Source organism: Streptomyces luteogriseus, from assembly GCF_014205055.1.
GTDB classification, from domain to species: Bacteria; Actinomycetota; Actinomycetes; order Streptomycetales; family Streptomycetaceae; genus Streptomyces; species Streptomyces luteogriseus.
The window spans coordinates 8,299,163-8,325,242 of sequence record NZ_JACHMS010000001.1; the positions used below are offsets into that span (position 1 = coordinate 8,299,163).

Below are 26,080 nucleotides of genomic sequence, written 5' to 3' on the forward strand. Positions count from 1 at the left end.
CCCGGGGGCGCGGCCGCCCGGTCCGCCGACCTGTTTCGGCTTCCAGAGACTTATACGAATCGAACGGGTGGTTGGTTTCCTTACTTTCCGTAGTCATCGGCCAGTTGCCGGTCCGGCCGGTGTGCCGTACTGCGCTCCCGTTCGCCGAGGGAGCCGCGGACAGTGCGCAGAGCGAGCAGCAGGACGCCGATGTCGTCCAGGTAGACCGGGTCGGGCAGCAGGTCGACGGGCAGCACGAGATAGAGCACCGCGCCCCAGAAGACCCAGCGCGGGCCGGTGGGCAGTCCCGCGCGCCGCAGATCGCGGCGCGTGCGGACCAGCCGCACCAGGACCACGACGGCGAAGACGAGGACGAAGGCCGCGAGAACCGCGGCCAGGATGATCACCTTTGTGGTCGTATCCACGGGTTGCCCTCCTCCTGGCATGCCGCGACACGGGGTGTCCTTAGCTGGATTCCCGTTTCCGGCGGCTGTATTGCGGCCGACGCCCGACATGTCGGCGAGTCGGTGCATTTTCCGTACGGGTGGTCATCCCGCCGGCTCACCCGAGTGGCACGGGGTGACGGGGGCGCCTAGTAATGGTCAGCGTAACGTCGCTCGTCCCACGACGGGGGGCGCAGGAGCGGCCGCACTCTTCCCACGGAGGCGAGTATGACCACCTGCTCTTCATCACCCCGCTCGAACGAACCTGCCATACCCCACGAGCCGAACGGGTCCGCCCAGCCGTCCGCCGAGACGACCGTCGCCACCGGCACGCACCAGGTGGAGCAGACGAGCGCGCAGCCCGCCGCAGGCCCGTACGAGGGGTATCCGGCGCGGCACTCCGAGCCCGCCGCCGGCGGTTACCGCCCGGCCGACCGTGCGGACGCCGAGCCCGCGGCCCTCGGCTCCCATCCGGCGGCCGGGGCGGGCGCGCAGCCGGCCGCCCCCGAGCCGGACCCGGCCGCCGCGCAGTCGCCTCCGCCGGCCGAGGACTGGCTGGATCCCGCGGAGGCGCGGCCCGCCGCTCCCGTCCCGGACCGGCCGGACCCCGTGGAAGAGCCCGCCGGTCCGGCTCACATGAACTCCGCCGCCCCGGACCACGCCGATCCGCTTGCCGGGCCCGCCCCCACGGACACCTCCGGTCCGGACGACGCCGATCCGCTCGCCGGATCTTCCCGCGCGGACTCCGCCGCCCCGGATGATGCCGATCCGTCCCTCGGGCCCGGCCCTGACGACGCCGGCCGGCCGGGTGCGCGGCCGTTCGTCATCCGGTCGCTCGACGACAACCCGGTGGAGCTCCGGCCCGGCACCGGCGCGGCCTCCGGCGCCCCGTACGGCGACGCCGTCAGCGACCTGGTGCACGCCGCCGTGGCCGACCGGCCGCTGGAGGAGGTCGTCGACCTCATCGTCTCGCTGGAGGAGTCGCCCGACCACACGCAGGCGCGGGTCGACGCGCTCCGCACCGCGGGGGTGTCCCGGTCCGTGGAGGACGTGTCCCGGCTGATCGCCCTGCTGACGAAGCCCCCGCGCGACGCCGACTGCGCCGACGAGGCGATCCGGGCCGCGGCCGCCCACCGGCCGGTGGAGGAAGTGACCCGGCTGGTGACCCTGCTGCACAAGGAGCCGCAGGAGCCCCACGTCCGGGAAGAGGCGCTCCGCGCGGCCGCCACCGGCCGGTCCGTCGGAGAGCTGGTCGAGCTGATCGACCGCCTCGGCCTGGAGCGGCTGGACCGCAACGGCCGTCGCGCGAACGGGACGTCGCGCCCCGAGGGCGAGACCGCGAAGGCCGGGGTGCCCGGCCGCACGGGCAAGCGCCGTGCGGCGCACGCGGGTTCGGTCCGCGAGACCCACCGCCCCCTCGACGACTCACCTGCGGACCGCGAACCGGCGACGGACCGGTACGCCCGGTCCGTGTCCTGGTCGGGATGGTTCGCCGCCCTGGCCCTCGTCGTGTGCGCGGTGGTCCACTTCCCGCTGCAGCGCGGCGACGCGTCCCTGCGGCTGCACGCGTTCGCCCTCGGCCTGTCGGTGCTGTGCACGGTGCTGGCGCTGCTGCTGGCGCTGCGCCCCGTGGCGCTGGTGCTGGCCGGCGCAGTGCTGGTGCCCACGGTGCTGGCCGGGGCCCAGGCGTACGGCAGTTCCTTCCCGTCGGCGTCCCTGTCCCGGGCCGTCGACCTGGCGCTCGCCCCGCCGTGGCTGGCCGCCGGAGTCGCCGGGTGCGCGGCTCTGCTGGCCCTCGTCGCCCTGGTCTTCCGGGTGCTGGCGCCCATCGCCGCGAGGCAGTGGGAGGCCGCCCCGGCGTCCGAGGCGCACGGCGTGGCGGAGTGAGGTGCGGAGCAGTCCCTCCGGGTGGACCGGATCGAGCCGCTGTCGTCGGCCGGTCCGGTCCACTCACGGCCGGAGCAGGCCGAACAGCGTCACTCTGGTGAACGACCCCACGCGGGGGAGGGGGAATCGAGCAACCCGGTCAGCACCCGGTCCGGGGTGAGCGGGAGTTCACGGAAGCGCACGCCCGTGGCGTGGTGCACGGCGTTGCCGATCGCCGCGGCCGTCCCGACGATGCCGATCTCCCCGATGCCCTTGCTGCCCATGGGGTTGAGGTGGGAGTCCTCCTCGTCGACCCAGTGCGCCTCGATCTCGGCTACGTCGGCGTGCACGGGCACGTGGTACGAGGCCAGGTCCGACTCGGTGAAGTCACCGAACGCGGCGTCCATGGTGCTGCCCTCGGTCAGCGCCATGCCCAGGCCCATCGTCATGCCGCCCACGAACTGGGAGCGCGCCGTACGGGCATTGAGGATGCGGCCCGCCGCGTATACCCCCAGGAGCCGGCCGACCCGGACCTCGCCGGTGACCGTGTCCACGGTGACCTCGGCGAAGTGCGCCCCGAAGGCGTGCCGGGCGAAGTCGCTCTCGGCGTCCGCGACGCCCTCCGTGTCGGCGCGGACGTCGAGGCCCTGCCCGGGCAGCGGCCCGGCGTGCTCGGCCAGGCGCACGGCCAGCCGGGCGCAGGCGTCGTGCACGGCCCAGCCCCAGGAGGCGGTGCCGGACGAGCCGCCGGCCAGCGGTGCCGACGGGAGTTCGGTGCTGCCGACCTCGATCCGCACCCGCTCCAGCGGCACCCCCAGGGCGTCGGCCCCGACCTGCGCGAGCACGGTCCGGGCACCCGTCCCGATGTCGGTGGCGTTGATCCGCACCAGGAACGTCCCGTCGGGCAGCGCACGGGCCTCCGCGGTGGAGGGGCCCACCATGACGGGGTAGGTCGCCGCCGCCACGCCGGTCCCCAGCAGCAGGGGGCCGTCCCGGCGGGTGCCCGGGCGGGGATCGCGCCCGTCCCACCCGAAGCGCCGGGAGCCTTCGCGCAGACACTCGATCAGATGCCTGCTGCTGAACGGCCTGCCGCTGTCGGGCTCGACGTCGGGCTCATTGCGGACGCGCAGCTCGATCGGGTCCAGGCCGAGTTCGGAGGCGAGCTCGTCCATGGCGGACTCCAGCGCGTACATGCCGGGGGCCTCGCCCGGAGCGCGCATCCAGGACGGCGACGGAACGTCCAGCGCCGCGACCCGGTGCACCGTACGGCTGTGCGGCGCGGCGTACATCACCCGCGCGGGCACCGCCGCCTGCTCCACGAACTCCTTGATGCGGGAGGTGTGCGTGGTGACCTCGTGCACGAGGGAGGTGAGCCGGCCGTCCGCGTCGGCCCCGAGCCGCAGCCGGTGGAGGGTCGGGGCGCGATGTCCGACGACGGCGGGCAGGTAGCGGCGCGGCAGCGCCACCGTCACCGGCCGCCCGGTGTGACGTGCCGCCATGGCGGCGAGCACCACGTCGGGCCGCGGCGTGCCCTTGGACCCGAAGCCGCCGCCGACGTGCTCGGCGGCGACGGCGATCCGCTCCTCGGGCAGGCCGAACAACCCGGCGAGCACGGCCCGCACGGCGCCGGTGCCCTGGCTGGAGGTGTGCACGGTGAGCCGGCCGTCCTCCCACCGGGCGGTGCTGGTGTGCGGCTCCATGGGGTGGTTGTGCAGCGGCGGCACCCGGTACGCGACGTCCACCCGGTGCGCCGAGGAATCGAACGCCCCGTCGGCGTCACCCTGTTCGCGGACGGCCGGGTGACCTCCGTTGGCCTCCTCGGGCACGTACACACCCGGGTGCGAGACGGTGAGGGCCGCGTCGTGCTCCTCGGCGTCGTAGGTGACGCGGACGGCGGCCGCACCGGCGCGCGCCGCCTCCAGGGTCTCGGCCACCACCAGGGCCACGAACCAGCCGCGGTGCGGCACCCGGGGACTCTGCAGGACCGCGAGCGTGGGATCGTCCGGTTCCGTCAAACGCGGCGCGTTCTCGTGGGTGAGGACACAGAGGACACCGGGCACGGCCAGGGCGGCCCCCGTGTCGACACCGGTCACCCGGCCCCGGGCCACACTCGCCGGCACCGGCCAGGCCTGCGCCCGGCCGGGAAGGTGGAACTCGGCGGCGTAGCGGGCGCTGCCGTCGACCTTCTCGAGGCCCTCGCGTCGCTCGGCGGGGGCACCCACACTGCCCGTCATGAGGCCCTCCCGGTGAGCGCGGTGTCCGTGAGCCGGGACAGCACGTCCACGGTGAGACTGCGGGCGAGCGGCACCTTGTAGGCGTTGTCCCGCAACGGCTGCGCGGCGGACAGCTCCAGGTCGACGGCGTGCTCGAACGCCGCACGGGTCGGCGCCGCGCCCAACAGCGCCTCCTCCGCGCGCCGAGCGCGCCACGGCCGGTGTGCCAGCGCCCCGAAGGCGAGCCCCGCATGACCGACGACTCCGTCCTCCAGACGCAGCACGACCGCGACGGACGCGAGCGCGAAGGCGTACGAGGCCCGGTCGCGGGCCTTGCGGTACGCCGACGGCAGCCCGGCCGTGGCGGCCGGCAGCACCACACCGGTGACCAGTTCGCCGGGGCGGATCTCGGTGTCCCGCTCGGGCCGGTCCCCGGGCAGCCGGTGGAACTCCGCCGCGGCGACACTCCGGGCTCCCTCGGGCCCGTCCAGTTCGACACGCCCGTCGAGAGCGGCGAGCGCCACCGCCATGTCCGACGGGTGGGTGGCGATGCAGTGCGCCGAGTGACCGAGCACCGCGTGATCACGGTGGACACCCTCGCGCGCGCCGCATCCGCTGCCCGGCTCGCGCTTGTTGCACGGCTTCGACAGGTCCTGGAAGTACGGGCACCGGGTGCGCTGGAGCAGGTTCCCGCCGGTCGTCGCCGCGTTGCGCAGCTGCCCGGAGGCACCCGCGAGAACCGCCTGCGAAAGCGCCGGATACCGGTCGCGGACGAGGGGGTGCGCGGCGAGGTCGCTGTTACGGACCATCGCCCCGACGCGCAGCGCACCGTCGGGCAGTTCCTCGATCGTGTCCAGCGGGAGCCGGGTGACGTCGATGAGGGCGCTCGGCGCCTCGACGCCGAGCTTCATGAGGTCGACGAGGTTGGTGCCGCCCCCGAGGTAGCGGGCGCCGGAGTGGGAGGCGTAGGCGGAGGTCGCCTCCTCGACGCTGCCGGCGCGGACATAGGCGAACTCCTTCACGGGATCACGTCCTCCACGGCCTCGGCGATCCGCGGATACGCACCGCACCGGCACAGGTTGCCGCTCAGCCGCTCCCGGATCTCCTCCCGGTCCAGCGGCACCGGCTCGCCCGAGGGCGCCGCCGGGTCGGTGACGTGCGAGGGGTGGCCTGCCGCGGCCTCGGCGAGCGCGCCGGCCGCGGAGCAGATCTGGCCCGGCGTGCAGTAGCCGCACTGGAACGCGTCGCGCTCCAGGAAGGCCCGCTGCAGCGGATGCGGCTCCTCACCGTCGCCGGACAGTCCCTCGACGGTGGTGACCTCACAGCCGTCGAGGGCGACCGCGAACAGCAGGCAGCTGTTGACGCGCCGCCCGTCCACCAGCACGGTGCAGGCGCCGCACTGGCCGTGGTCGCAGCCCTTCTTGGCGCCCGTGAGCTCGAGATCCTCCCGCAGGAGGTCCAGCAGGACCCGCCGGTGGTCGACGGTGAGCGTGTGGGGTTTGCCGTTGACGCGGAGCGTGGTCCGCGAGTGGTGCAGGTGGTTGCCCATGTTGTGGAGGACCTTCCCGGGCGGGCCGTGATGCCGTACGGACCGCGTATCCAGGACGGCACGACTGACACGTGCCTCCCACGAGGGGGGTCAGTGCTCCGACGTCACGCGCTGGTCGGCGGTGTCCTTCCCCTCGCTCTGCTCGTCGCTCGTGTCGCCGCTCTCCCCGTCACCCTTCTTCCGGTCACCGGCCGGAGCCGAGGGACGCTTGACCTTGAAGCGTTCGAACGTCCGTGTGAGCTGCTGGAGTGGGGACACGGCGGGCGGACCGGACGGTTGGGGCCGGGCGGGAGCGGCCTGGGCGGCCTCCTGGTAGACGGCCAGTGCCTCGTGGGCGCTCTCGGCCGCCTCCCGGTACAGGTCACGGGACTTCGTCATGGCCTCCAGCGCTTCGGCGTACATCGCCACCAGACCGCGCTGGCGGTCCAGCTCCTCCTGCAGCGTCAGCAGGTGCCAGTCCTCCCGCAGCGCGGTGAGGGCCTCCTCGGCGCCGTCGGGCAGGGGGCGCGGGAGCGCGGCGAACCGCGTCACCGCGTCGACGAGGTCGACGGGCTCGGAGCCGTCGAGGAAGACGGCGCGGACCGAGAAGTCCCGGGCGTCGTAGCCCTCCGGCGCCGGAACGCCCGGCAGGACCACCGCGCCACCGCGCGGCACCTCGACCCCGGAGTCCCGCAGGGCCCAGTTCAGGCCGCGCAGCTGCTGCGGGGCTGCGTGGTGCTCCACCACACGGTGACGCAGGCCCGGCGGCAGCCACCGGGCCACCGGCGTACGTCCCCGGTCGTCGGTGGTCATCGCCTCGTGGACGACCACGTGGATGTGCCACCCTCCGCGCACGGCGTTCCTCAGCAGGCGGCGGATCTCCCTGTCGTCCTGGGGCAGGGGGTTGATCTCACCCAGCGTCAGACGCGAGGCGGCGTCCTGGTCCCAGGCGGTGTCGGGGCCCTCCGGCCAGAACAGACCGGCGGGGGAGGGCCAGGCGTGGTCCCACGGCTGCTCGGCCTCCGCGACCAGCAGCCACTCCTGCCCGTCCCCCTCGTCCGGGCCGGGCTTCAGGCTCAGCCGGGCGCGCACGGTCACGTCGCCGTCGACCCGCCAACGGGCCTCGAAGACCCGTTCCGCCGGGGCGGTTTCGTCTTCGGGCAATTCCAGGAAGTCGTCGATGGCCCGGCTGTCCTTGCGCTGCTGGAGCGAGCGCCGGAGTACGTCTTCCGCGGATCCCGGGGTGTGGCGGCCGCGCGCCGGCCACACCGTGGCGGGAGTCATGGGGCGAACCGTGAGGGAGGTCTGCATGGGTCCATCTGTAAGCGGGGGTACGTGCGCCTGCCAGTATCGTCGCCGCAGGCCGACGGGTGCTACCCGGGGTCGCACCCGGTTCGGGGCGCCGGTGACGAACGTGTCTACGATCCTTCACCACCCCGGCCGCCGGCCCGCGGCGTGCTCCGGCCACCCCGACCGTCGCTCCTCGTGTCGCGCACGCCCGTCTCCTCTTCCGTCCCGCCGTCACTCATGCGCAGCGCCTACCCGTGCGAGGCCGTGTCATGTGGCGTGAGGGGGGTGGTGTGTGACGACGGGGCGGCGTGATGCGGCATCCGGCGGTGACCTGGGGCGGGTGCCGGGGCGAGGTACGGGATGTGCGCCACGCACGCGGGGGTGTGCGCCACGCACGCGGGGTGTGTGCGCCGCGCGCACATCCACGGATCTCACGCGTGGCCCGCACACTCAGTGATCCCGACAATGGTGCGCACGAGCAGGGCCCGCCCACCATCCGCATCGGGGCGGGTCCTGCTCGCTGCACGGGTGACCGGGGGCGGTCCGCCGCTTCTCGTGGCATGGCCGCGTGCCGCGGCCGGGGTGGGATGGGGTGCGTCGACTCGGGCTCGGGCCGGCGTGGTGCCTGCCGCGCGTTCTCATGCGCGGAGTGCGGTCCGCACGGCGTCGGCCTTCTCCCCGGTGAACACCCCGGTCTCGAGCAGGGAGAGTACGGAGAGCACGGTGCCGCGCGAGCCCCAGCTGCCCTCGTCGATCACGCGGAAGGTCACCCACCAGGCCGGCGACGGCTCCGGCAGACCGCAGGCGTCGGCGAGCGCGGCCAGGACGCGCTCGATGACCTCCTTGCGGACCTCCCGGCGCCAGTCGCCGTCCATGACCGTCACGTCGATCACCATCACATCGGCGTCCGGTCCCGCGTCCGCCGGATCGTCGCCGCCCGCCCGGGCACGGCCCATCTCGACGAGGCCTTCCGGTGCCGGCCATGGTTCGTGCGGTGCGACGGCCCGCACCGCGGGATGGCTGAGCGTGAGGTCGAGCCAGGGGGAGATCAGAGCGATCCGGCGGGGCTGCGGCAGGCCCGCGGCCGGAAGTTCCCGGGCGACAGTCCGGCGTCGGCCGAGTCGCCGGCGAGGGTCACCGCCGCGGCGGGCACGTGGTCAAGCAGTTCCCGGTACACCTCGGTCACCAACGGATACGCCTCGTGGTGGGTGTGCCGCGGAGTGAGGCCGTGGAGCGGCACCTCGACCCGGACGCCCCGGTCGGCCAGCGCCCCGACCAGGGCCCAGTGCTGTCCGGTTCGGGCCGCGCATCCTGTTCTGTGCACCTGCCGCCGTCGAGGAGCGGGGCTCGGCGGTGATCCGCAGGTGCAGGGAGACGGCGTGCATCGCGAGACTCATCCGCGCCTCCGGCAGCGACGATGTGCCAGCGCATCCAAAGGTTCCCGTCGAGACGCCCGCGGACATGCGGTGACGGCGGCGCCGTGCGACCCATGGATGTCGAGGCGGTGCCGGGGTACCCGGCGGTGCACGAGTTCGTGTGTGCGGGCAGGAGAGGGGACCGGGGGCCGTGGCGGTGAAGGCGATGGGGTGGGCGCACTCCTTCCGTATGTCCGAAGGAGTACGAGCAGGACGGGAGTGGACCCGTGGGCGTCTCGAGACCCTGCCCTGGGCGGCTGCCGAGCCGGACACGGTGGACACGATCGTACTGGCGGTGTCCGAACTGATCACCAACGCGCACATCCATGCGCACAGCGACGCGCACCTGGTCCTCACCTGGGACGGCGACTGCCTTCACGTCAGCGTCCATGACGAGGACCCGACGCTGCCGCGCCAGCGCGACCCGGAACCGGGCGAGGTCTCCGGCCGCGGAGTGGCGATCGTGCGCAAGCTCGCAGACGAGTGGGGGATGAGGTGCCAGCGGCACGGCAAGACGGTGACGGCATGCTTCCGTCCCGCCGATCCCGCGGCGGACGCCGAAGCGGACATGGGCCGCCCGGGCGGCAGCAGCTGAGTTCCGCTCCCCGTCGAGGCCCGCTCCCGAAGGAGAAATGTCGTGCACCTGGCAAGAGGATCGAGTGATGACGACCCCTACGTCTGGCTCTGGGTCCTGGGCGCCCTCGCCCTGTACGCACTGATCAGCTACGGACTGCAGTACCGCGCCCGCGCCCGCCGCGGTTCCGCCCACCCGGCCCAAGACGCCCTGCACGATCTCAAGGACCGGGAGGACCCCCAGCCGCCCGGGAACCGCTTCGTCAGCCGCCTGATCATGCTGTGCGGAGCGGGGCTCACCGGTCTGGCCGCCTACCTGACCAGCGGCGCCCTGCGGGTCCTGACGGTCGGGATCACCGCCGTGGTGGCCGTGACCGTCTGGGCGTACTACGACCACCGCACGGAGACGCGCGCTTCCGCCCGGCGATGACACAGCCCCCGGGGTCCCTCCCGCGCGTGGGAGAGACCCCCGGGGCGTCAGAGGCTCTCGGGGTGCTTGCCTGGCCCGCCGGCTCCGGGGGACAGCGGAGTCGGGGACAGCGTGGTGTCCTCCTCACCCGGCTCCAGAAGGGTGTCGGCTGCGCCCACGATGAGGGGATCGGGTGTGCCGACCGCCTCCTCGTCCTTGCTGGCGTAGTCGATGCGCGACAGCAGACTGCGCATGGTCTCCAGCCGGGCCCGCCGCTTGTCGTTGCTCTTGACGACCGTCCAGGGGGCGTGGACGGCGTCGGTGGCGCGGAACATGTCCACCTTGGCCTCGGTGTAGTCGTCCCAGAGGTCCAGCGAGGCCAGGTCGGTCGGGGACAGCTTCCACTGGCGCACCGGGTCGACCTGCCGGATCGCGAAGCGCGTGCGCTGCTCGGAGCGGGACACGGAGAACCAGAACTTCACCAGCAGGACCCCGTCGTCCACCAGCATCCGTTCGAAGGCCGGGCACTGGTCGAGGAACAGCTCGTACTCGTCCTTGGAGCAGTAGCCCATCACGCGTTCCACGCCGGCCCGGTTGTACCAGGAACGGTCGAAGAAGACGATCTCCCCGGCCGTCGGCAGATGCGCGATGTACCGCTGGAAGTACCACTGGCCCACCTCGCGCTCGGTGGGCTTGTCCAGGGCGACCACGCGCGCGCCGCGCGGGTTGAGCCGCTCGGTCAGCCGCTGGATCGTGCCGCCCTTGCCCGCCGCGTCACGCCCCTCGCACACGACGACCAGGCGAGCGCCGGTGTCCTTGACCCACCGCTGGAGCTTGAGCAGCTCTATCTGCAGGATGCGCTTGGACCGCTCGTACTCCTTGCGGCCCACCTTGCGCTCGTAGGGATGGTTCTCCCGCCAGGTCCGGACGGGTCGCCCGTCCCCGTCCAGCACGATCGGCTGCTCCCGCCGGCTGGTGTCCACGGTCAGCCCGTCCAGCAGCTTGTCCGTGTCTTCGCCGCTCATCACTCGACTCCCCGTCCCTCACCTGGTGAACGCAGGCACGAGTGCCCCGCCCGGGCCCACCCATGTGAGGTGCGAGGACCCGACCGGCACGGACCTCCACGCCGGCCGCTCAGAGCGCGGTGCCCGTCTCCTCTGCCAGGGCCCGCACCAGACGGTCCTGGAACGCCTCGTCATGGACGGCGCGGTGCGGCTGCAACCGGCGGCCGTGATACCAGTACCCGCCCGCGGTCAGGGCTTCCGGGGCGTCGCTCGCCGCCAGCCATTCCTGTGTCTGGTGGCCGAGCTCCAGGTCGTCCGGCGCGCTCGGCCCGCCCATCCTCGTCGGCACCCAGCCGGGATCCACGGCGTTGCTCAGCACGCCGGGGCGCAGCCGGGCCACCGCGGCCGCCAGCGTCGTCACGAAGAGCTTGCTGTCGGCGTAGGACCCCGCGCTCCGGCCCTGCCAGTCGGCCCCGTCCAGTGACGCCGGCCGTCCGCCGAGATGGGAGTTGCTGCTCAGGTACACCAGTCGGCGAGGCCCGCGCAGCAGCGCGGTCAGCAGATAGGGCGCGACGACGTTGACCGGCATGACCGCGGGTCCGCTCCACACCCCGGCATTGTGGATGACGGCGTCGAGCGGTCTCGACGCGTTCAGCTCCTCGGCGACCCGCCGCACGGCGTCCCGCTCGGCGAAGTCGCCCACCACGAGGTGAGCCCCACGGTCGGCCAGCTCGCCGAGCACCGCCGCCCGCTCCTGGTTCCGGGCGTGCACCACCACGTCGTGCCCCGCGACCAGCAGTGCCTCCGCAGCGGCCCGCCCCAGCCCTTCCGCGGATCCGGTCACCAGGATCCGGTTCACCGCACTTCCCATGGACCTGCCTCCTCCTCCAGGATGCGCGTCCCGCGACGGGGCCCGCCCTAGATCACACAGCCGTTCAGCCCGGGTACCCCGTCGATCCAGTTGGTGCTGTTCTCGACGTAGTAGCTGGAGATGATCCCGTATTTGGTCCAGCCCCGGGGCTGGACCATCAGCCAGTAGGGGTTGCCGCCGACCGACTGGCCCGGGATCTGGCAGTACACCAGCACCTCGTCCCAGGAGTTGATCTGGCCGAGCACCGTGGGGCAGTTCGACGTGCTCGGTGCGTGGATGCAGTTGCCCTCGTTGATGTCGCGGACGTTGACGCCGTCCGCCCACACGCCGTACCAGCCCTTGCCGTGCCCGTCGGCCGCGGCGCTCTGGGAGGTGGTGATCACGAGGGCGAGTGCTCCTGCGACGGCGAGTGCCGCGCTCGTCTTGCGCATGACGTTCCTTTCGGTGCCGTGGCGGGCCGGCTCACGCGACGGTGGCCGTCTCAACGCCCCGCACCCTAGGCAGGTCCGGGGCGCCGCGGTGCCTGACATCTGTCAGGACCGGAGCCGCGAAGGAGGCGCCATGCTGGGCCGGGGGACCCTGTGTACGCCGGGCCAGGGCTCAGTAGCCGACGCGGAAGGTCGCGTCCTGCCGCTCGGTCGTCGTGGAGACCGGGTCGATGCGCAGGGCGTAGTCGGCGTGGCGGATGTAGCGGGTCGGGTGGTTGTGCGAGCGGAACGAGGACCAGCTGGCGTCCGCCAGGCCCGCCGTGCGGTGGAAGGTCGCGTCCGCGGCGAAGACCGACGTGCCGTCGTTGGCGTCGAGGCGCAGGGCGTAGTCGTAGTGCCGCAGGTAGCGCGTCGGGTAGTTGACGGACCGGAAGGAGACCCCGGAGCTGTCGGCGAGCCCCGGGACCAGGGTCCACAGGGAGTCCTTGTACGGCTCGACGGGGTACGCGTCGATACGGCCCAGATAGTTGGAGTGGCGGACGTATCGGGACGGGTGGTTGTAGGACTTGAGCCTGTTCCAGGCCGGTGCGCCCCACTTCGCGAGCAGGTTGTCGTACTCGGCCGCGGTGATCGCCGCGATGCCGCAGTGCTTGGAGTTGACCGGCTGGGTGTAGGTCCTCTGGTCGAGGGCCGTCCAGGTGCCGGAGGCGAGGCCGGTGGACTGCCAGGCGCAGAAGACGCCGTTGGGCGTGTAGGTGTCGCCCCACAGCCACCAGGTGCCGGACGTCAGCGACTTGACCAGGGTCGGTGCCTCGGTGCCGCCGTGCGCCACGCCGGTGCTGAACTCGGTGAAGCTGCCCGGGTTCAGGGTGGTGGATCTGGCGCCCACCAGTGTCTGGTTCTTCTTGAAGTAGAGGTAGTTGTAGCCGTTCACGCCGACGGCCATGTCGCCGTCGATGACGTCGTAGCCGGGGTCGAAGAACACCTGCGGGGCGGAGGCGGTCACGAAGTCGGTCGTGTAGTTGACCATGATCACGTTGTGGCCGCTGGAGTTGACCGAGGAGTAGATCACCGCGTACTGCCGCCGGCCCGCGTCCCAGAAGGCCTCGGGGGCCCAGCTGTGGGTGGCCATGTCGTGCAGCTTCAGGCGCCGGTAGCCGGTGAAGGTACGCAGGTCGGCCGAGTCCCAGACGTGGATGTACTGGCTGTTGTAGTTCCAGTCGGTGCCCTTGAGGTCGGTGGCGAGCACGACGAACGTTCCGTCCTGCTTGCGCATCAGGAACGGGTCGCGCAGCCCGAGTGCACCCGCGGTCGGGGTGACCAGGGGGTTGTTCTGGTTGAGCGGCGTCCAGTCGAGCCCGTCGGGGCTGACGGCCAGGTGCAGGCCGTAGTCGGTGCCGTCGCCGAGCTTGGTCGACTCGGTGAAGTAGACCATGGCGTACGCCGAGTCGGCCGCGTGCGCGGTGCCGCCGCCGAGGGCCAGGGCGAGCGGCACGGCGGCGGTCATGCCGAGGAGGCCACGGCGGGAGAGGTGGGGGTTCGCGCTCATCATGTTCTCCAAGGGGCATACGGGGGGCGTATGGGGCGGTCGACCTCGCCGGCCGGCGTGGCGGTCCGGAGGCGGTCGGAGGCCCACCGTCGCCCGAATCGACCGCCGGTCCCCAACTCAAGGAAGCAGCCACCGCGTTGACCGTCCGGCACGCCGACGACGTACGCGGTCACCTCAGTCACCGGATGTCCGGGCATACGCCGCGCGGGGCGGGTGAAGCAGGCAGGAAAGGCATGGGCGGCTCGTCCTTCTCGGCGTCGGGAGTGAGCTGTCCTTCACCACGCTCGGTCGATATATCGCACGATGTTCGTAGTGCCGGATGGGACCGTAGGGGCCGCGCGGTACCACCGTCAATACTTGTGCTCGCCCCACCGCGAACATGCCGGGGATCGGCAGCGTGTCAAAGAGGGTTGCGCCATCGTGCCCGCGAGGCGAGAGGAGTCGCCCGGGCCCGCGGGCGTCGTCGGGTGCAGGAGGGCGGCGCGATGGATCCGGGGAGGGCCTGCCCGCCCCGTCGCGCCGCCCACGTCATGCCGTTCCTGGTGTGCCCGGCCCCCGGCAGCCCCGAACCCATCGGCACGCGGGCACCCCGGACTTCCGGATGACGCCGCGGCAGGTCAACCGACCGCGTGACTCCTGCCCGGTACGGATGTCACACGCCGGGCCGGCTCTGAATCCGCATGCCGGGGCGGCGGCGGTGAACCGTCACGTACGACAGGCCGCTCTCGCCGGCCCTCACGCTGCGGACGCTGCCGTGCGGCAGCCAGACCAGGCTGCCGGGCTCCAGCGGGCACGGCCCGGCGGCCGAGCCGAGCACGCCGTCGCCGTCGACGACGAGCAGGAGGACGTCGAGGTCGGGTTCGGCGTGGGCGTCGACGGCCCCCTGGGGCGGGATGCGGACGAGGTTGGCGTCCAGTTGCCGGCCGGGTTCGGCCAGTCGCCACAGGGCGCCGGACGATTCCTGCCCGCTCGCGACGAGCGACCCGGTGTTGCCCAGGATCCGGGGCAGGGGAGCGTCGGCCTCGCCGGGGATCTGCTCCGGGTCAGTCATGGATCGCGCCACCATCCGGTACGGGCCTGCCCTGGGCCGGTTCACCTGTTCGGCAGGCGGTCCGCACCGTTCACAACGGGCGGACGCCCAGAGGAATCTAGCATCGGCCGTCGCCTCGCCCGAGGCCGATCCCGCTCACTCCTCCTCGGACGTGGTGGGGCGCGTCCGGCCGGGCTCCGGCGCCTCGCCCTCCTGCGCGCGGGCGTGCAGCACGTCGCCGATGAACAGGTCGTAGACCAGCACGCCGATCACACCGCCGACGAGCGGCCCGACGATCGGGATCCACCAGTAGCCGCTGAACGCCCCGGCCAGGCTGCCCGGAAACGCCAGTCCGTCCCATCCCGCCATCCAGGTGAACAGGCGCGGCCCGAAGTCGCGGGCCGGGTTGATGGCGTATCCCGCGTTCGCGCCGTAGGACATGCCGATGGCCGCCACGACGAAGCCGATCACCAGCGGACCGAGGTTCGCCTTCACGGCCGTGTTGCGCAGGTCGATGATCGCCACCACCAGCATGACCAGGAAAGCGGTGCCGACGATCTGGTCGATCAGTGGTCCCCAGATGCCGCCGTTGAAGTACGGTGCCGGGAAGGTGGCGAAGATCGAGAACGAGGCGAGGGTCTTCCCGTTCGTCTTGGGCCCCTTGAAAGCGTCGTCGAAAGCGTTGATGGCGTCGTGGTAGACGGCGTAGACCAGGGCGGCCCCGGCCAGGGCGCCGAGCACCTGGGAGGCCCAGTAGGGCAGGACCTTGACCCAGGGGAACTTGCGGCGGACGGCGAAGGCCAGGGTGACCGCCGGGTTGATGTGCGCTCCGCTGACACCACCGGCCACGTAGATGCCGAGGATCACGGCCATGGCCCAGCCCCAGGTGATGAGGAGCCAGTCCCCGGCGCTGAGGAAGAAGATCGTGGGCCCCTCGGTGCGGCCCGAGCCGGGTAGCGCCGCCACCGTCATCGCCACGACGCCGCACCCGAATGCGATGAGGACGAACGTCCCGAGGAACTCCGCCAGGCACTCGCCCGCCAGACCTGCGCGACGTCTGAGCCTCGAGGGTTTCACCAGAGGCTTGATCTCCACTGCCATGTGATTTCTCCCTGGGGTCGCTGCGGTCTCGTCTGACGCGCGGTAATGACGTGGTAACCCGGCGCGACGGCCCCGGCAACCGCAGAAGCCCCTCGGACGGCTCGCTCGGCGCGGCCGCCGGACGAGCGGGCGCCGGTGCGCGGCCTTGGGTGAGCGCGTGGCCTCGGGTGAGCGCGTGGCCTCGGGTGAGCTCGTGGCAGGACACGCGGACGTGGGCGCGCGTACGGCAGGGCGCGCGGCCCGACGAAGATCGCAGCGCCCTGCGGAGTCTCGTCGTCAGCGCCCCTGTGAAGTCTCGTCGTCAGCGCCCCGCGGCGTCTCGTCGCCGGACTCGCTGTCGCCGGACCCCAGCCGGACGCAGCATTCCCCGGGCTCGGGCGCGGACACCGCGCGGACGCCGTTGACCTCGAGGCCGTCGAGGTAGCCGCTGAGGAACGCCTGGTTCATGCCGCACACCAGGTCCGGAGCCCTCGCGGCCAGCGGATGGAAAGGACAGTTGCGCAGCCGGAGCCGGGCCGGGGTCTCCCGGACGGGCTCGTAGCCGTACTGGTCCAGCAGGCGTTCGCAGGCGGTGAGTCCGCGCTCGGGGCCCAGCCGGCCAGGCCGGGACTCGTTCCGCGCTGCCTCACCTGCCTGCCGGCTGCGCCGCCGCGCGGTGCGCAGCGCAGCCTCTGCGGCGTTCTCGTCGGCCCGCTCGGTCAGGACGGCGTCCAGGAGCAGGTCCGCCAGCAGCTCGTGACGCCGGTCGGGGATGCTCACGGTGATCTGGGCGTCCGTGGGCTCGTAGACCTTCGGCTGCCTGCCGACCTTGCGGGTGCCGCCCGGCGTTTCGTAGCGGGCGCGCAGCAGGCCGGCGTCGACCAGCTTGTCGAGGTGGAAGGCGGCGAGTTTCCGGGAGATGCCGACGCTGGCGGCGGCCTCGTCCCGGGTGACGGCGCGGCGGGCACGCCGGATGACTCAGGGGCTGGGCGCCTGCACCGGCGACACCGTCCACCTGCTCGAGAGCGGTCACGAGCCTCGCCGCGGCGGCCTTGCCGTCGGTGTCGGGCGCCTGGACCGCCAGGACGAGCGGGCCGTTGAAGCCCGGTCCGAACCCGTCGGCGATCATGTCGTACGCCTGACGGTTCGTCGAGGACGCGGGCAGGTTGCCGTCGTCGGACGCACCCAGGCGCAGCGAGAGCGTCGGCAGCGCGAGCGCCACGAGCACCACGAGACCGACCAGACCCAGCACCTTGGGCCGCGCCTGGACGCGCTCGGCCAGGCGGCCCCACCGTCCGGTGCCGCCCGACGGGACCCCTCCGAGTCCGGCGAGGGCGCGACGCTCGGCGCGGCCGAGGATCCTCGGCCCGATCATGCCGAGCAGCGCCGGCAGCAGGGTGATGGCGGCCAGCACCGTCAGGACGACCGTGATCGCCGCGCCGACCGCCCCGCCGAGGGCGATCAGCAGGCCCACCCAGGCCAGGACGACGGCGAGCCGGTGCCGGTGGCACCAGCGGGCGAGAGGGGACATCGACGAGCCTTTCCAGAGGAACACGGGCCGGAATCCCGGCACACCGCAACGCTGGCGGTCCGCTGGTCTCTCGTCGTTGGCCTAGCGCAGACACGTGCCCCTACTGCGATCGCAGTAGGGGCACGTGTCCGCGGGCCGGGGCGGGTCAGGGTGTGTAGACCGTCGGCCGGGGTGCCGTCGGCATGGCGTTGCCGATGAAGAAGCTCGGGTGCGGGGGTTGGTTGTAGGCGGTGTTCTGCCAGGCCAGAGCCGTGCGGTACTGGGTGTCGTGGAGCAGGGTGGTGATCTTCGTATTGGTCTGGCTGGGGGTGGAGTAGATCCTGAGCGCCTTGTTGTCGCTCGTGCGCCAGACGACCTCTTCGCGCCAGTCGCCGAGGAGGTCGCCGGACAGGACCGGCGTGGACTTGGTGCCGTTGTTGGAGGCGACTCCGGAGCCGGTGAGCAGCCGGGTGTCACCGGAGGTGCCGTACTTGTCGATGCGGGTGCCGTCGAGGAGTTCGCGGACGGGGTCGCCGTCCCACCAGGACAGGAAGTTGATGCTGGAGGGTTCCCGGCCCAGAGAGGCACCGGTGACGGAGCGCAGGGTGGTGTCGGACGCGGACCAGGCCTCCGCGCCCGCGCTGCCGGCGTAGATGTCGGCGGCGACGCCGCGGCCGTTGTCGGAACCCGACGCCGTCTGCCACAACTGCGCCCCCGTGCGGGCGTCGGCCATCCAGGAGCCGGGTTTGCCGGAGTCCTCCGAGACCTTGAAGTACTCCAGGCCCGGACGCGACGGGTTGAGGTCGCCGACGTGGCCGGCGTCGCCGTGGCCGAGCCTGGTGGTCCACAGGCCGCTGCCGTTGTCGTCGACGGTCATCGCACCGTAGACGATCTCGTCCTTGCCGTCGGCGTCGACGTCGGCGACGGACAGGCTGTGGTTGCCCTGGCCGTCATAGCCCTTGCCGCTGTTGGTGGAGGAGGTGGTGTCGAAGGTCCAGCGGCGGGTGAAGGCGCCGCCCCGCCAGTCCCAGGCCGCTATCACCGTGCGGGTGTAGTAGCCGCGCGCCATGATCAGCGACGGGCGGGCGCCGTCCAGATAGGCGGTGCCGGCGAGGAACCGGTCGACGCGGTTGCCGTAGCTGTCGCCCCAGGAGGAGACGGTGCCGCGGCCCGGGACGTAGTCGATGCTCTGCATCGCCTTGCCCGTCTGGCCGTTGAACATCGTCAGGTACTCGGGCCCGGACAGGACGTAGCCGCTGGAGTTGCGGTGGTCGGCGGAGGAACTGCCGATGACCGCGCCGGTGCCGTCACGGGTGCCGTCGGCGGTCTTCATGGCGACCTCGGCCTTGCCGTCGCCGTCGTAGTCGTAGACCTGGAACTGCGTGTAGTGGGCGCCTGAGCGGATGTTGCGGCCCAGGTCGATGCGCCACAGCCGGGTGCCGTCGAGCTTGATGCCGTCGACGATGGTGTTGCCGGTGTAGCCGGACTGGGAGTTGTCCTTGGCGTTGGTGGGCTGCCATTTCAGGACGAGGTCCAGGGCGCCGTCGCCGTCGAGGTCGCCGACCGAGGCGTCGTTGGCGTCGTAGGTGTAGGCCGAGTTGCCCGGAGCGGTGCCGCCCGCGGGCGGGGAGATCGGCACGTCCTTGTGGCCCGTGCGGAACTGGACCGCGGGCTTGGACGCGGCCTGCTCGCCGCCGTCGACCACCGCGCGCACCGTGTAGTCGGCCGAGTCGGCGCCGCCCGGGTCGAAGTAGTTCGTCGAGGAGGTGACAGGCGAGGAGTTGATTCTCGTGCCGCCGCGGTAGACGTTGAACGACACGTCGTTCGGGTCCGTAGCCAGCCACCGCCAGGACACCAGGTTTCCGCTGCTGGTGTGCACGCTGGTCAGTCCGCGGTCGAGCTTCTCGACCTGCCGGGCGGTCGCCGCGTGCGCGCTCTGGGGCAGTGCGACGAGGGCGGAGACGGCCAGTGCGGCGGCGGAGACACAGCCGAGGAACCGGCTGCCTGTCCGGTGGGGTGTCCGCCATGGTCGTGGCGCGGTACGGGGACGCCGGTGCGAGTCGGTCACGGGGGCCTCCGGGGCGTGGGGGTGTGGGAACGCTCCCATGTGAAGGGAGCGTAAGAACGAGCTGATGCCTCGTCAAGGATTCTGTCCAGTCAGCTGTTCGCCCCTGTGCGGATCCGTGAGTTTCTCCGTATCTATGGATTGACAGTGAGGTGGAAGGCCTTGAACACTGCGTGATGCGCCGCACGGGGTAACTGTGTTCGAAGGCAGTCGAATTGGCCGATCAGCCGTGAAGTCAGGCGCTGAGCACGGCAGTTCGTGGATTCCGGCACCTGCAACCCTCCCGTTTCGAGGATGGAGCGCCTCGTGTCCACCTGACAGGTTGTGAACGCTCCCACCCGCCCGTGCCTCCCCAAAACGCGAGTGGCCGGACGCAGGACCTGCTGACCACTTCTCAAGGGATACGGCATCACGGCGGTCCGGCTCCGCACGTTCGTCAACCCGTCCGGCGACGACCCGGCCAACGGGGCGCAGTAGGGGGCGACCCAGGTGGGCGGCCTGCTGCTGCGGAGCATCCGGGAGCAGAACCTTCCCCTCGCCGCCCATCTGCGCTGACCGCGCACGACGGCGCCCGTCCCCGCACCCGGGAGAGAACGCATGAGGAACTTACGGACCGTCATCATCGCCGCGCTGGTGATCGCCCTGTCGAGCCTCGGACTCGGCGCCGCCTCGGCGGCCGGCAGCGCCGCGAAGCCCTGCACCGGAACATCCGGCACCGCGGCATCCGCGACGCGAGCGGCCGCCCAGCCGGTCACCGTATGGCTGGCCGGCGATTGGACCATGGCCGATCCGGGCTCCGCCCGCTGCCCCGTCGGCTGGGGCAGCCAGTTCGACGCCCTGTTCAACGCGGACGTCACCGTCAGGAACCGGGCCGTGGGCGGCCGGAGCATCCAGACCTGGCTGTACGAGGGGAACGTCAGCAGCACCAAGGGTTCGGACGGCGAATGCCGTCTCACCTCCACCGCCTACTCCGCACGCTGGCAGGCGATGCTGAACGCCGGCACCGGGATGAAGGCGGGCGACTACCTCTTCATCCAGTTCGGCATCAACGACTCCTCCTCGACCTGCCCCCGGCATGTCGGCCCCGCCCGCTACCGGCAGTTGATGACCACGATGGTGCAGGCCGCCCTCGCCCGGGGAGCGCACCCGGTGCTGCTCACCCCGGTGGCCGCCCTCACCTGCTCCGGAGGCACGGCGACGAAGAACCGCGGCTTCGTGAACGAGACCTTCGCCGTCGGATCCTCCACCAGGGCACCGGTCGTCGACCTGCAGTCGCTCAGCGTCTCGCTCTACAACAGCCTGCGATTCTGCCCGCACAACGGCGACTACGGATCGGGACCCGTGGGCGCCTTCTTCTGCAACGACCACACCCACTTCGAGACGTACGGCGCACAGCGGATCGCCGGGCTCGTCGCAGGAGACGTGCGCAGGCAGAACCTCCCGCTCGCCGGCTCTCTCCGGTAGCGCCGCGACCCGGCCGGGAGGGGCCGGCCATGGTCGCGGCACTAGCATGGCTGTCGGCATCCGAAGACGCCGTGCCGGCCACGTGGCCGGCACGGCGCCGGCAGAGGGCAGGAAGGCGCAGCACGATGACGCGGCTCAGCGACGCCGTCGCACTCGACGACCCGGTGGGCGAATCGCTCCGCGGGCACCACGCACATCTCGCCCGGCGGTTGGGCGGAGCCGTCAGCTACCTACCCGGAGTCGCGACCTTCTCCGCGGTACCGGCCGAACCGGACGCGGAGGCATGGGCCGACCTTGCGAAGCTCCTGGGCCCGGGCGAGTTCGCGGACATGTTCAGCTGCCCGGCGACGCCGCCGTCCGACTGGGAGCCGGTCTTCGTCATGGAGGGCCGCCAGCTGATCTGGGCCGGTGACGGCGAACCGGACCTGTCTCGCGCCGCGTCCGACTCCGGCGTGGTCGAGCTCGGGGCTGAGAGCGTGCCCGAGATGCTGGAACTCGTCGAGCGGACCCGTCCGGGACCCTTCTGGCCCCGGACGCACGAGCTCGGCACCTACCTCGGCATCCGCGACGGCGGTGCACTGGTGGCGATGGTGGGGGAGCGGCTGAGGCCTCCGGGATGGACCGAGATCAGCGCCGTCTGCACCGCGCCCGAGGCGCGCGGGCAGGGCCATGCGGTCCGCCTGATTCGCGCGCTCGTCGCACGCGTCGTCGCCCGGGGCGACCGCCCTTTCCTGCACGTGGCCGAGGCCAACACCGGCGCGCTCGCGCTCTACGAACGGCTTGGCTTCGAGACCCGGAAGCACGTGACGTTCCGCGGATTCCGCACGCCGTGATCTGGAGGGATGCCCGGCAGGTCGCCGTCTTCGAATGCTCATGCGGCGTGTCAGAAACGCAGTGGAGTTCCTGACAGATCGCTCATCGAGGGCAAGCCGCGGTGCGGACAGGATTTCTCGTCGACACCCCGCAAAGCCGAGCCCACCCAGGAGTCATCGATGGCCACGTTCGTCCACGTCCCCGCGACGAGGATCACCGGAGATCTCGAGGCGATCGGCCGGCGCCCGGGTGCTGACGCCGGAGACCCGCAGCTGGGTCTGCTCCGTTTCGACACGGACGAGACGGTCCGTGCGGGTGTCTGGGAGTCCCGGCCCGGCGGGTGGCCCGTCGTGGAGCGTGAGGACACCGAGACCTGCTACATCCTGAGCGGCCGGGCGCTCATCACCGACGCCGCCACGGGAGAGACCTTCGAGATCTCCGCCGGCGACGTCATCGTCCAGCCCAAGGGCTGGTCCGGCCGGTGGGACGTCGAGGAGACGATCCGCAAGGTGTACAGCATCGGGATGTGACGGGATGACTCACCAGGACGCGTCCTCCCACTGGTCCAGCAGGGTCTCGGCCGACACCTCCTCGGGTTCGCCGGCCGGGCTGCGAGTGGACTGCTCGGTCCAGATCACCTTGCCGCGGGCCAGGTAGCGCGTGCCCCACCGCTGGGCGAAGCGGGCGACGAGGAACAGTCCCCGCCCGCCCTCGTCGGTGATCGCGGCCCGGCGCAGGTGGGGCGAGGTGCTGCTGCCGTCGGCGACCTCGCAGATCAGACTGTCGCGGTCGTGCAGCACCCGCAGGCGGATCGGTTCGATTCCGTAGCGGATGGCGTTGGTGACCAACTCGCTGACGACCAACTCGGTCGTGAAGGCCATCTCCTCCAGTCCCCAGGTCCTCAGCCGGCCGGTGACCTCCGCCCGGATGCCCGCGACGACGGCCGGATCGCCGGGCACGTCCCACTCGGCCACCTGGGAGCGGTCCAGCAGCCTGGTGCGGGCGACGAGCAGGGCGATGTCGTCGCTCGACCGGGTGGGCAGCAGCGCGTCGAGGACGTCGCGGCAGGTCTCCTCGGGGGTCCGGCCCGGATGGGCCAGAGCGTGGCGGAGCGCCTGGAGACCGGTGTCGAAGCCCCGCTCCCGGTCCTCGACCAGGCCGTCCGTGAAGAGGACCAGCCGGGAACCCTCGGGAAGGGTGACCTCGGCGGTCTCGAAGGGTTCGCCGCCGCCCAGCCCGAGCGGTGGCGAACCCGGCACCCGCACGAACTCGACGGTTCCGTCGGGATGCACCAGGGCCGGCTCCGGATGCCCGGACCGGGACAGGGAGCACAGCCCGGAGGCCGGGTCGTAGATGGCGTAGAGGCAGGTGGCGCCCGAGACGCTCTCGTCGTCCCGCTCACCCTCCTCGTCGCTGTCGATTCGCGCGACCAGCTCGTCCAGGTGCCCGAGGAGCTCGTCCGGGGGGAGGTCCAGGGCGGAGAAGTTGTGCACCGCGGTGCGTAGCCGGCCCATCGTGGCCGCCGCGTGCAGGCCGTGCCCCACCACGTCGCCGACCACCAGGGCCACCCGCGCACCGGGCAGGGGAATCACGTCGAACCAGTCGCCGCCCACGCCCTCCAGGGCCGGCAGATAGCGGTGGGCGACCTCCACGGCCGAGTGGTCGGGCAGGGAGCTCGGCAGCAGACTGCGCTGCAGTGTCTCGGCCAGGCCGTGCTCACGGGTGTAGCGGCGGGCGTTGTCGACGGCGACCGCGGCCCGGGCGGCCAGCTCCTCGGCGAAGGCCAGGTCCTCCCCGCCGAAGGGAACCCCGTCCGAACGCCAGAAGCTCGCCATGCCCAGCACCACCCCGCGGGCCTGGAGCGGCACCGTGATCAGGGAGTGGAAACCGAGGTCCAGCAACCGCCGGGCCCGATCGGGATCCTGGGCGCCCATCCAGCCACCGGAGGCCGTCAGGTCGGCGTCCAGAACCGCACGGCCGCGCTCGGCACTCATGGCCACCGGCGACGTGGGGACGAAACGGATCAGCTCACCCACCGGGTAGAGGGAGCGGGCGCCGTCGACGCCGTGCACCGCGACCCGGCGCATCTCCGGACCGGGCCCCGCCGACACCGCACCGCTCAGGATCGGATCCAGCAGATCGACGGTCGCGGCATCGGCGAACCGGGGGACCGCCACCTCGGCCAGTTCCTCCGCGGTACGCACCACGTCCAGCGTGGTCCCGATGCGCACCCCCGCCTCGTACAGCAGTCCCAGCCGCTTCCGGGCCCCCTCCGCCCGGCCCGCCAGGGCACGCAGCTCCGTCGTGTCACGCAGCGTGGCCACACTGCCCGCGGGACGGTCGTCGGGATCGACCGGCCGTACGTTGACCGCCAGCAATCGGTCGCCGGCCAGGTGCACCACGTCCGTGACCGGCCGGCCCGAGCCCAGCAGCTCGGCGGTGCCCGGCTCCAGGCCGAGATCGGCGACCCGGCGTTCCTCGGCGTCCGCGGGCAGGTCCAGCAGCCGCCGTGCCTCGTCGTTCGCGAGCAGCAGCCGCCCGTCGCTCCCGATGATCAGTACACCCTCCCGCACCGCGTGCAGTACGGCGTCGTGATGCTCGTACATCCGGGTCATCTCGGACGGATCCAGTCCGCGGGTCTGCCGCCGCAGCCGCCAGGAGACCAGCGCCGTCCCGCCCGCGGCCACCGCGAGCGCGCCACCGGCGAAGCCGAGCAGCTGGGGCAGCTGGTCCATCACGACGTCGTCCACGCTGGCCACGGTGACCCCGACCGACACGAAGCCGACGATGGTGACCCCGTCGGTGTCGTAGACCGGAACCGTCGTGTCCACGGCAAGGCCCAGACTGCCCTCGAACGTCTTGGTGAACGGCCGGTCGGCGGCGCCGCCCTCGCGCAGGGCGTAGATGTGCTTGCCGATCAGCTTCGGATCGGGGTGGGTCCAGCGAAAGCCCTGGGGATCGAAGGTCACCACGTAGTCGACCCCCGTGTTCCTGCGCGTGTCCTCCGCGCGCGGCTGCAGCAGCTCGGTGGGCCGGCCGGACTTCATGGCGGCCAGCGTTCCCGGGGCCCGCGCGAAGGACTGGGCGACGCCTTTCGACAGCTGCCTGGCCTCCTGGGTGCTCGAGTCCCGGGCCTGCACCACGAGGGCGCCTCCCGCGGCGGCGGCGAACAGCACCATGATCATCAACTGGAACAGGAACACCTGGCCGGCGACGCTGCGCACCCTCGGCAGGCCCCTCCGAGGCGAGCCCGGCGCCGGGGCGCCGGGCTCGTGACCGGCTCCGCGCTCCCTGCCCCGTCGCGTGGCCGACCGCGTACCCCCGCCACGGTGCGCGGGGGAGCGGAAGGCCGAGAATCGACCGGGGTGCCGGGCCATACGGACTCTTTACCATGCACCTTCATATTCAGCCATATGGCCGCATTCGGTCGGTCAGGTGCGAGCCCACTCCTGCCAGCGCCTGGTCACGGCATCCCGGTTCTCGAGCCACCACCCGATGTCCAGGTCGAACCCGGACAGCAGGTTGCCGGGAGTGCTCGCCAGATTCCTTGCGGTGGACTCGCTGAGATACCCATAGGCGGCGGGCACCACGGGGCCGTCGGGGTAGAGGCGCGCCATGTGGGCCTGCACCTCGGGCCGCAGCGCGAAGTCGATGAGCAAATAGGCGGCGTCCGGGTTCGCGGAGCCCTTGGGGATCCCGTAGCCGTTGCTCTGCCTGCGGGCGCCGTTCCACTCGTACGCCAGCGGAGCGCCGCGTTCGATCAGGTGCTGGAGGCGGCCGGCCCAGGTGCTGGACGCCACGACCTGGCTGCGGGACAGCAGCTCGCCCGGTTCGGCACCGTACTCCCAGTACCTCCGCACGGAGCCCTTGATCTCGTCGAGGACCTTGAAGGCGCGGTCCACGTCGAGGGGGTAGAGCCGGTCGAGCGGCACACCGTCGGCCAGCAGGGCGGACTCCAGCTCGGGCCAGTCCACCTCACCCTGCAGCGCGCGGCGGCCCGGGAAGGCCGCGAGGTTCCAGAAGTCCGCCCACGAGGCGGGCTTCCTCCCGGCGAAGGCGTCGGTCCGGTGGGCGAGCACGCTGGCCCAGTAGCTCTTGCCCACGCCGTTGGGGGTGAGGAGGGACTGGGCGATGCCCGCGTTCCTGGTGTTCTTCAACCGTCCGTAGTCCAGTGGCTCGGAGGCGTCCTCGTGCTCGAAGAGCACCAGGTTGGACATGTCGATGTCCATGACGTCGAACCGTGGACGACCCTCCTTGATCTGGGCGAGCATCTGATCGCGCTCGAAGTTCACGACCTCGACCCGGATGCCTGTTTCCTTGCTGAAAGGGTCGTAGACGGCTTCGCGGTTCGCCTCGCCGTAGGCGCCACCGAAATTGCGGACGACGAGTGTCTTGCTGCTCCTGGCGGTCCGTCGGTCGTCGCGGCTCTCGCACGCGGTGAGCGAGGTGGCGGCTGTGCCGACCGCGATCGAGCCGACCCCGCTCAGGAAGGCTCTGCGGTCGATCCCGACGTCTCTCACGGACTGCCTCCAGAGTTTCTTCCGGATGAT

At 72.0% G+C, this 26,080-nt stretch carries 23 protein-coding genes and 1 pseudogene; 6 read left to right on the plus strand and 18 right to left on the minus strand.

The window, feature by feature from the left end; all coding sequences use genetic code 11:
* Positions 1–80 precede the first annotated feature (80 nt).
* Positions 81–404: a YkvA family protein gene (locus tag BJ965_RS36880; RefSeq protein WP_184915781.1), complete on the minus strand. Its 324-nt coding sequence runs from the start codon at positions 402–404 to the stop codon at positions 81–83.
* 246 nt (positions 405–650) lie between these two features.
* On the opposite strand from BJ965_RS36880, the gene BJ965_RS40025 reads away from it, so the two are divergent.
* Positions 651–2,309, plus strand: a complete 1,659-nt coding sequence (locus BJ965_RS40025; protein ID WP_184915784.1) for a hypothetical protein — start codon at positions 651–653, stop codon at positions 2,307–2,309.
* Between the two features lie 89 nt (positions 2,310–2,398).
* On the opposite strand, the gene BJ965_RS36890 is transcribed toward BJ965_RS40025, so the two are convergent.
* The 6 genes from BJ965_RS36890 to BJ965_RS36915 form a co-directional block, all read right to left on the minus strand.
* Positions 2,399–4,522, minus strand: a complete 2,124-nt coding sequence (locus tag BJ965_RS36890) for a xanthine dehydrogenase family protein molybdopterin-binding subunit (protein WP_184915787.1) — start codon at positions 4,520–4,522, stop codon at positions 2,399–2,401.
* A complete protein-coding gene (locus tag BJ965_RS36895; RefSeq protein WP_184915790.1) occupies positions 4,519–5,523 on the minus strand; it encodes an FAD binding domain-containing protein in 1,005 nt (334 codons plus the stop codon). Before BJ965_RS36895 ends, BJ965_RS36890 begins: the two co-directional genes overlap by 4 nt.
* Entirely contained in the window at positions 5,520–6,050 is a 531-nt protein-coding gene (locus BJ965_RS36900; protein ID WP_184915794.1) for a (2Fe-2S)-binding protein, read from the minus strand. The genes BJ965_RS36895 and BJ965_RS36900 overlap by 4 nt, the downstream gene beginning before the upstream one ends.
* A 90-nt stretch (positions 6,051–6,140) precedes the next feature.
* Positions 6,141–7,340, minus strand: a complete 1,200-nt coding sequence (locus tag BJ965_RS36905) for a hypothetical protein (RefSeq protein WP_221513301.1) — start codon at positions 7,338–7,340, stop codon at positions 6,141–6,143.
* Between the two features lie 617 nt (positions 7,341–7,957).
* Positions 7,958–8,275 carry a hypothetical protein gene (locus BJ965_RS36910; RefSeq protein WP_246546202.1) on the minus strand — a complete coding sequence of 106 codons (318 nt, stop codon included), beginning with the start codon at positions 8,273–8,275 and terminating at the stop codon, positions 7,958–7,960.
* A gap of 92 nt (positions 8,276–8,367) precedes the next feature.
* Complete coding sequence (locus BJ965_RS36915) at positions 8,368–8,643, minus strand: hypothetical protein (RefSeq protein ID WP_184915796.1); 276 nt, start codon at positions 8,641–8,643, stop codon at positions 8,368–8,370.
* Between the two features lie 242 nt (positions 8,644–8,885).
* On the opposite strand from BJ965_RS36915, the gene BJ965_RS36920 reads away from it, so the two are divergent.
* Both BJ965_RS36920 and BJ965_RS36925 read left to right on the plus strand, forming a co-directional pair.
* Positions 8,886–9,329, plus strand: a complete 444-nt coding sequence (locus tag BJ965_RS36920; RefSeq protein ID WP_184915799.1) for an ATP-binding protein — start codon at positions 8,886–8,888, stop codon at positions 9,327–9,329.
* A 42-nt stretch (positions 9,330–9,371) separates the two neighbouring features.
* Positions 9,372–9,737, plus strand: coding sequence for a hypothetical protein (locus BJ965_RS36925; RefSeq protein WP_184915802.1), 366 nt, complete (start codon positions 9,372–9,374; stop codon positions 9,735–9,737).
* Positions 9,738–9,784: 47 nt separating this feature from the next.
* Here BJ965_RS36925 and ppk2 read toward each other — a convergent pair whose 3' ends face one another.
* From ppk2 to BJ965_RS36965, 9 genes and pseudogenes are all read right to left on the minus strand, one after another.
* Positions 9,785–10,741 carry a polyphosphate kinase 2 gene (ppk2, locus tag BJ965_RS36930; protein ID WP_184915805.1) on the minus strand — a complete coding sequence of 319 codons (957 nt, stop codon included), beginning with the start codon at positions 10,739–10,741 and terminating at the stop codon, positions 9,785–9,787.
* Positions 10,742–10,850: 109 nt separating this feature from the next.
* Complete coding sequence (locus tag BJ965_RS36935; protein WP_184917938.1) at positions 10,851–11,579, minus strand: SDR family NAD(P)-dependent oxidoreductase; 729 nt, start codon at positions 11,577–11,579, stop codon at positions 10,851–10,853.
* 59 nt (positions 11,580–11,638) lie between these two features.
* Entirely contained in the window at positions 11,639–12,022 is a 384-nt protein-coding gene (locus tag BJ965_RS36940; RefSeq protein WP_030847361.1) for a hypothetical protein, read from the minus strand.
* A 169-nt stretch (positions 12,023–12,191) separates the two neighbouring features.
* The gene (locus tag BJ965_RS36945) at positions 12,192–13,568 is read right to left on the minus strand and encodes a glycoside hydrolase family 43 protein (RefSeq protein WP_184915808.1); all 1,377 of its coding nucleotides are present in this window, start codon (positions 13,566–13,568) and stop codon (positions 12,192–12,194) included.
* Positions 13,569–14,220: 652 nt separating this feature from the next.
* Entirely contained in the window at positions 14,221–14,619 is a 399-nt protein-coding gene (locus tag BJ965_RS36950; RefSeq protein ID WP_184915811.1) for a hypothetical protein, read from the minus strand.
* A gap of 135 nt (positions 14,620–14,754) precedes the next feature.
* Positions 14,755–15,699 carry an MIP/aquaporin family protein gene (locus BJ965_RS36955; protein ID WP_184915814.1) on the minus strand — a complete coding sequence of 315 codons (945 nt, stop codon included), beginning with the start codon at positions 15,697–15,699 and terminating at the stop codon, positions 14,755–14,757.
* Positions 15,700–15,975: 276 nt separating this feature from the next.
* Positions 15,976–16,458 (minus strand): hypothetical protein, encoded by a 483-nt coding sequence (locus BJ965_RS39700; protein WP_246546209.1) that lies wholly within the window; start codon positions 16,456–16,458, stop codon positions 15,976–15,978.
* Between the two features lie 481 nt (positions 16,459–16,939).
* A pseudogene (locus tag BJ965_RS40240) lies at positions 16,940–17,209 on the minus strand (MMPL family transporter); the annotation flags it as partial.
* 145 nt (positions 17,210–17,354) lie between these two features.
* The gene (locus BJ965_RS36965) at positions 17,355–19,295 is read right to left on the minus strand and encodes a rhamnogalacturonan lyase (RefSeq protein WP_246546212.1); all 1,941 of its coding nucleotides are present in this window, start codon (positions 19,293–19,295) and stop codon (positions 17,355–17,357) included.
* A 555-nt stretch (positions 19,296–19,850) separates the two neighbouring features.
* Between BJ965_RS36965 and BJ965_RS36970 the strand changes: the two genes are divergently transcribed.
* The 3 genes from BJ965_RS36970 to BJ965_RS36980 all read left to right on the plus strand — a co-directional run bounded on the left by BJ965_RS36970 (position 19,851) and on the right by BJ965_RS36980 (position 22,060).
* Positions 19,851–20,717 (plus strand): carbohydrate esterase, encoded by an 867-nt coding sequence (locus BJ965_RS36970; RefSeq protein ID WP_184915820.1) that lies wholly within the window; start codon positions 19,851–19,853, stop codon positions 20,715–20,717.
* A gap of 125 nt (positions 20,718–20,842) precedes the next feature.
* Positions 20,843–21,550, plus strand: coding sequence for a GNAT family N-acetyltransferase (locus BJ965_RS36975; protein WP_184915823.1), 708 nt, complete (start codon positions 20,843–20,845; stop codon positions 21,548–21,550).
* Positions 21,551–21,709: 159 nt separating this feature from the next.
* Positions 21,710–22,060 (plus strand): cupin domain-containing protein, encoded by a 351-nt coding sequence (locus BJ965_RS36980; protein WP_184915826.1) that lies wholly within the window; start codon positions 21,710–21,712, stop codon positions 22,058–22,060.
* Between the two features lie 9 nt (positions 22,061–22,069).
* Here BJ965_RS36980 and BJ965_RS36985 read toward each other — a convergent pair whose 3' ends face one another.
* Positions 22,070–24,907: a SpoIIE family protein phosphatase gene (locus tag BJ965_RS36985; RefSeq protein WP_184915829.1), complete on the minus strand. Its 2,838-nt coding sequence runs from the start codon at positions 24,905–24,907 to the stop codon at positions 22,070–22,072.
* Positions 24,908–24,961: 54 nt separating this feature from the next.
* Positions 24,962–26,050, minus strand: a complete 1,089-nt coding sequence (locus BJ965_RS36990) for an ABC transporter substrate-binding protein (protein ID WP_184915832.1) — start codon at positions 26,048–26,050, stop codon at positions 24,962–24,964.
* Positions 26,051–26,080 lie beyond the last annotated feature (30 nt).

Excerpts from the sequence above, each read along its gene's own strand:
- BJ965_RS36955 (WP_184915814.1), bottom strand. The coding sequence starts at position 15,699 with ATGGCAGTGGAGATCAAGCCTCTGGTGAAACCCTCGAGGCTCAGACGT.
- BJ965_RS36900 (WP_184915794.1), bottom strand. The coding sequence starts at position 6,050 with ATGGGCAACCACCTGCACCACTCGCGGACCACGCTCCGCGTCAACGGC.
- BJ965_RS36965 (WP_246546212.1), bottom strand. The coding sequence starts at position 19,295 with ATGGGAGCGTTCCCACACCCCCACGCCCCGGAGGCCCCCGTGACCGAC.
- BJ965_RS36905 (WP_221513301.1), bottom strand. The coding sequence starts at position 7,340 with ATGCAGACCTCCCTCACGGTTCGCCCCATGACTCCCGCCACGGTGTGG.
- BJ965_RS36945 (WP_184915808.1), bottom strand. The coding sequence starts at position 13,568 with ATGAGCGCGAACCCCCACCTCTCCCGCCGTGGCCTCCTCGGCATGACC.
- BJ965_RS36890 (WP_184915787.1), bottom strand. The coding sequence starts at position 4,522 with ATGACGGGCAGTGTGGGTGCCCCCGCCGAGCGACGCGAGGGCCTCGAG.
- BJ965_RS36910 (WP_246546202.1), bottom strand. The coding sequence starts at position 8,275 with ATGGGCCGTGCCCGGGCGGGCGGCGACGATCCGGCGGACGCGGGACCG.
- ppk2 (WP_184915805.1), bottom strand. The coding sequence starts at position 10,741 with ATGAGCGGCGAAGACACGGACAAGCTGCTGGACGGGCTGACCGTGGAC.
- BJ965_RS36985 (WP_184915829.1), bottom strand. The coding sequence starts at position 24,907 with ATGGCCCGGCACCCCGGTCGATTCTCGGCCTTCCGCTCCCCCGCGCAC.
- BJ965_RS36970 (WP_184915820.1), top strand. The coding sequence starts at position 19,851 with ATGAGGAACTTACGGACCGTCATCATCGCCGCGCTGGTGATCGCCCTG.
- BJ965_RS40025 (WP_184915784.1), top strand. The coding sequence starts at position 651 with ATGACCACCTGCTCTTCATCACCCCGCTCGAACGAACCTGCCATACCC.
- BJ965_RS36950 (WP_184915811.1), bottom strand. The coding sequence starts at position 14,619 with ATGACTGACCCGGAGCAGATCCCCGGCGAGGCCGACGCTCCCCTGCCC.
- BJ965_RS36980 (WP_184915826.1), top strand. The coding sequence starts at position 21,710 with ATGGCCACGTTCGTCCACGTCCCCGCGACGAGGATCACCGGAGATCTC.
- BJ965_RS36940 (WP_030847361.1), bottom strand. The coding sequence starts at position 12,022 with ATGCGCAAGACGAGCGCGGCACTCGCCGTCGCAGGAGCACTCGCCCTC.
- BJ965_RS36975 (WP_184915823.1), top strand. The coding sequence starts at position 20,843 with ATGACGCGGCTCAGCGACGCCGTCGCACTCGACGACCCGGTGGGCGAA.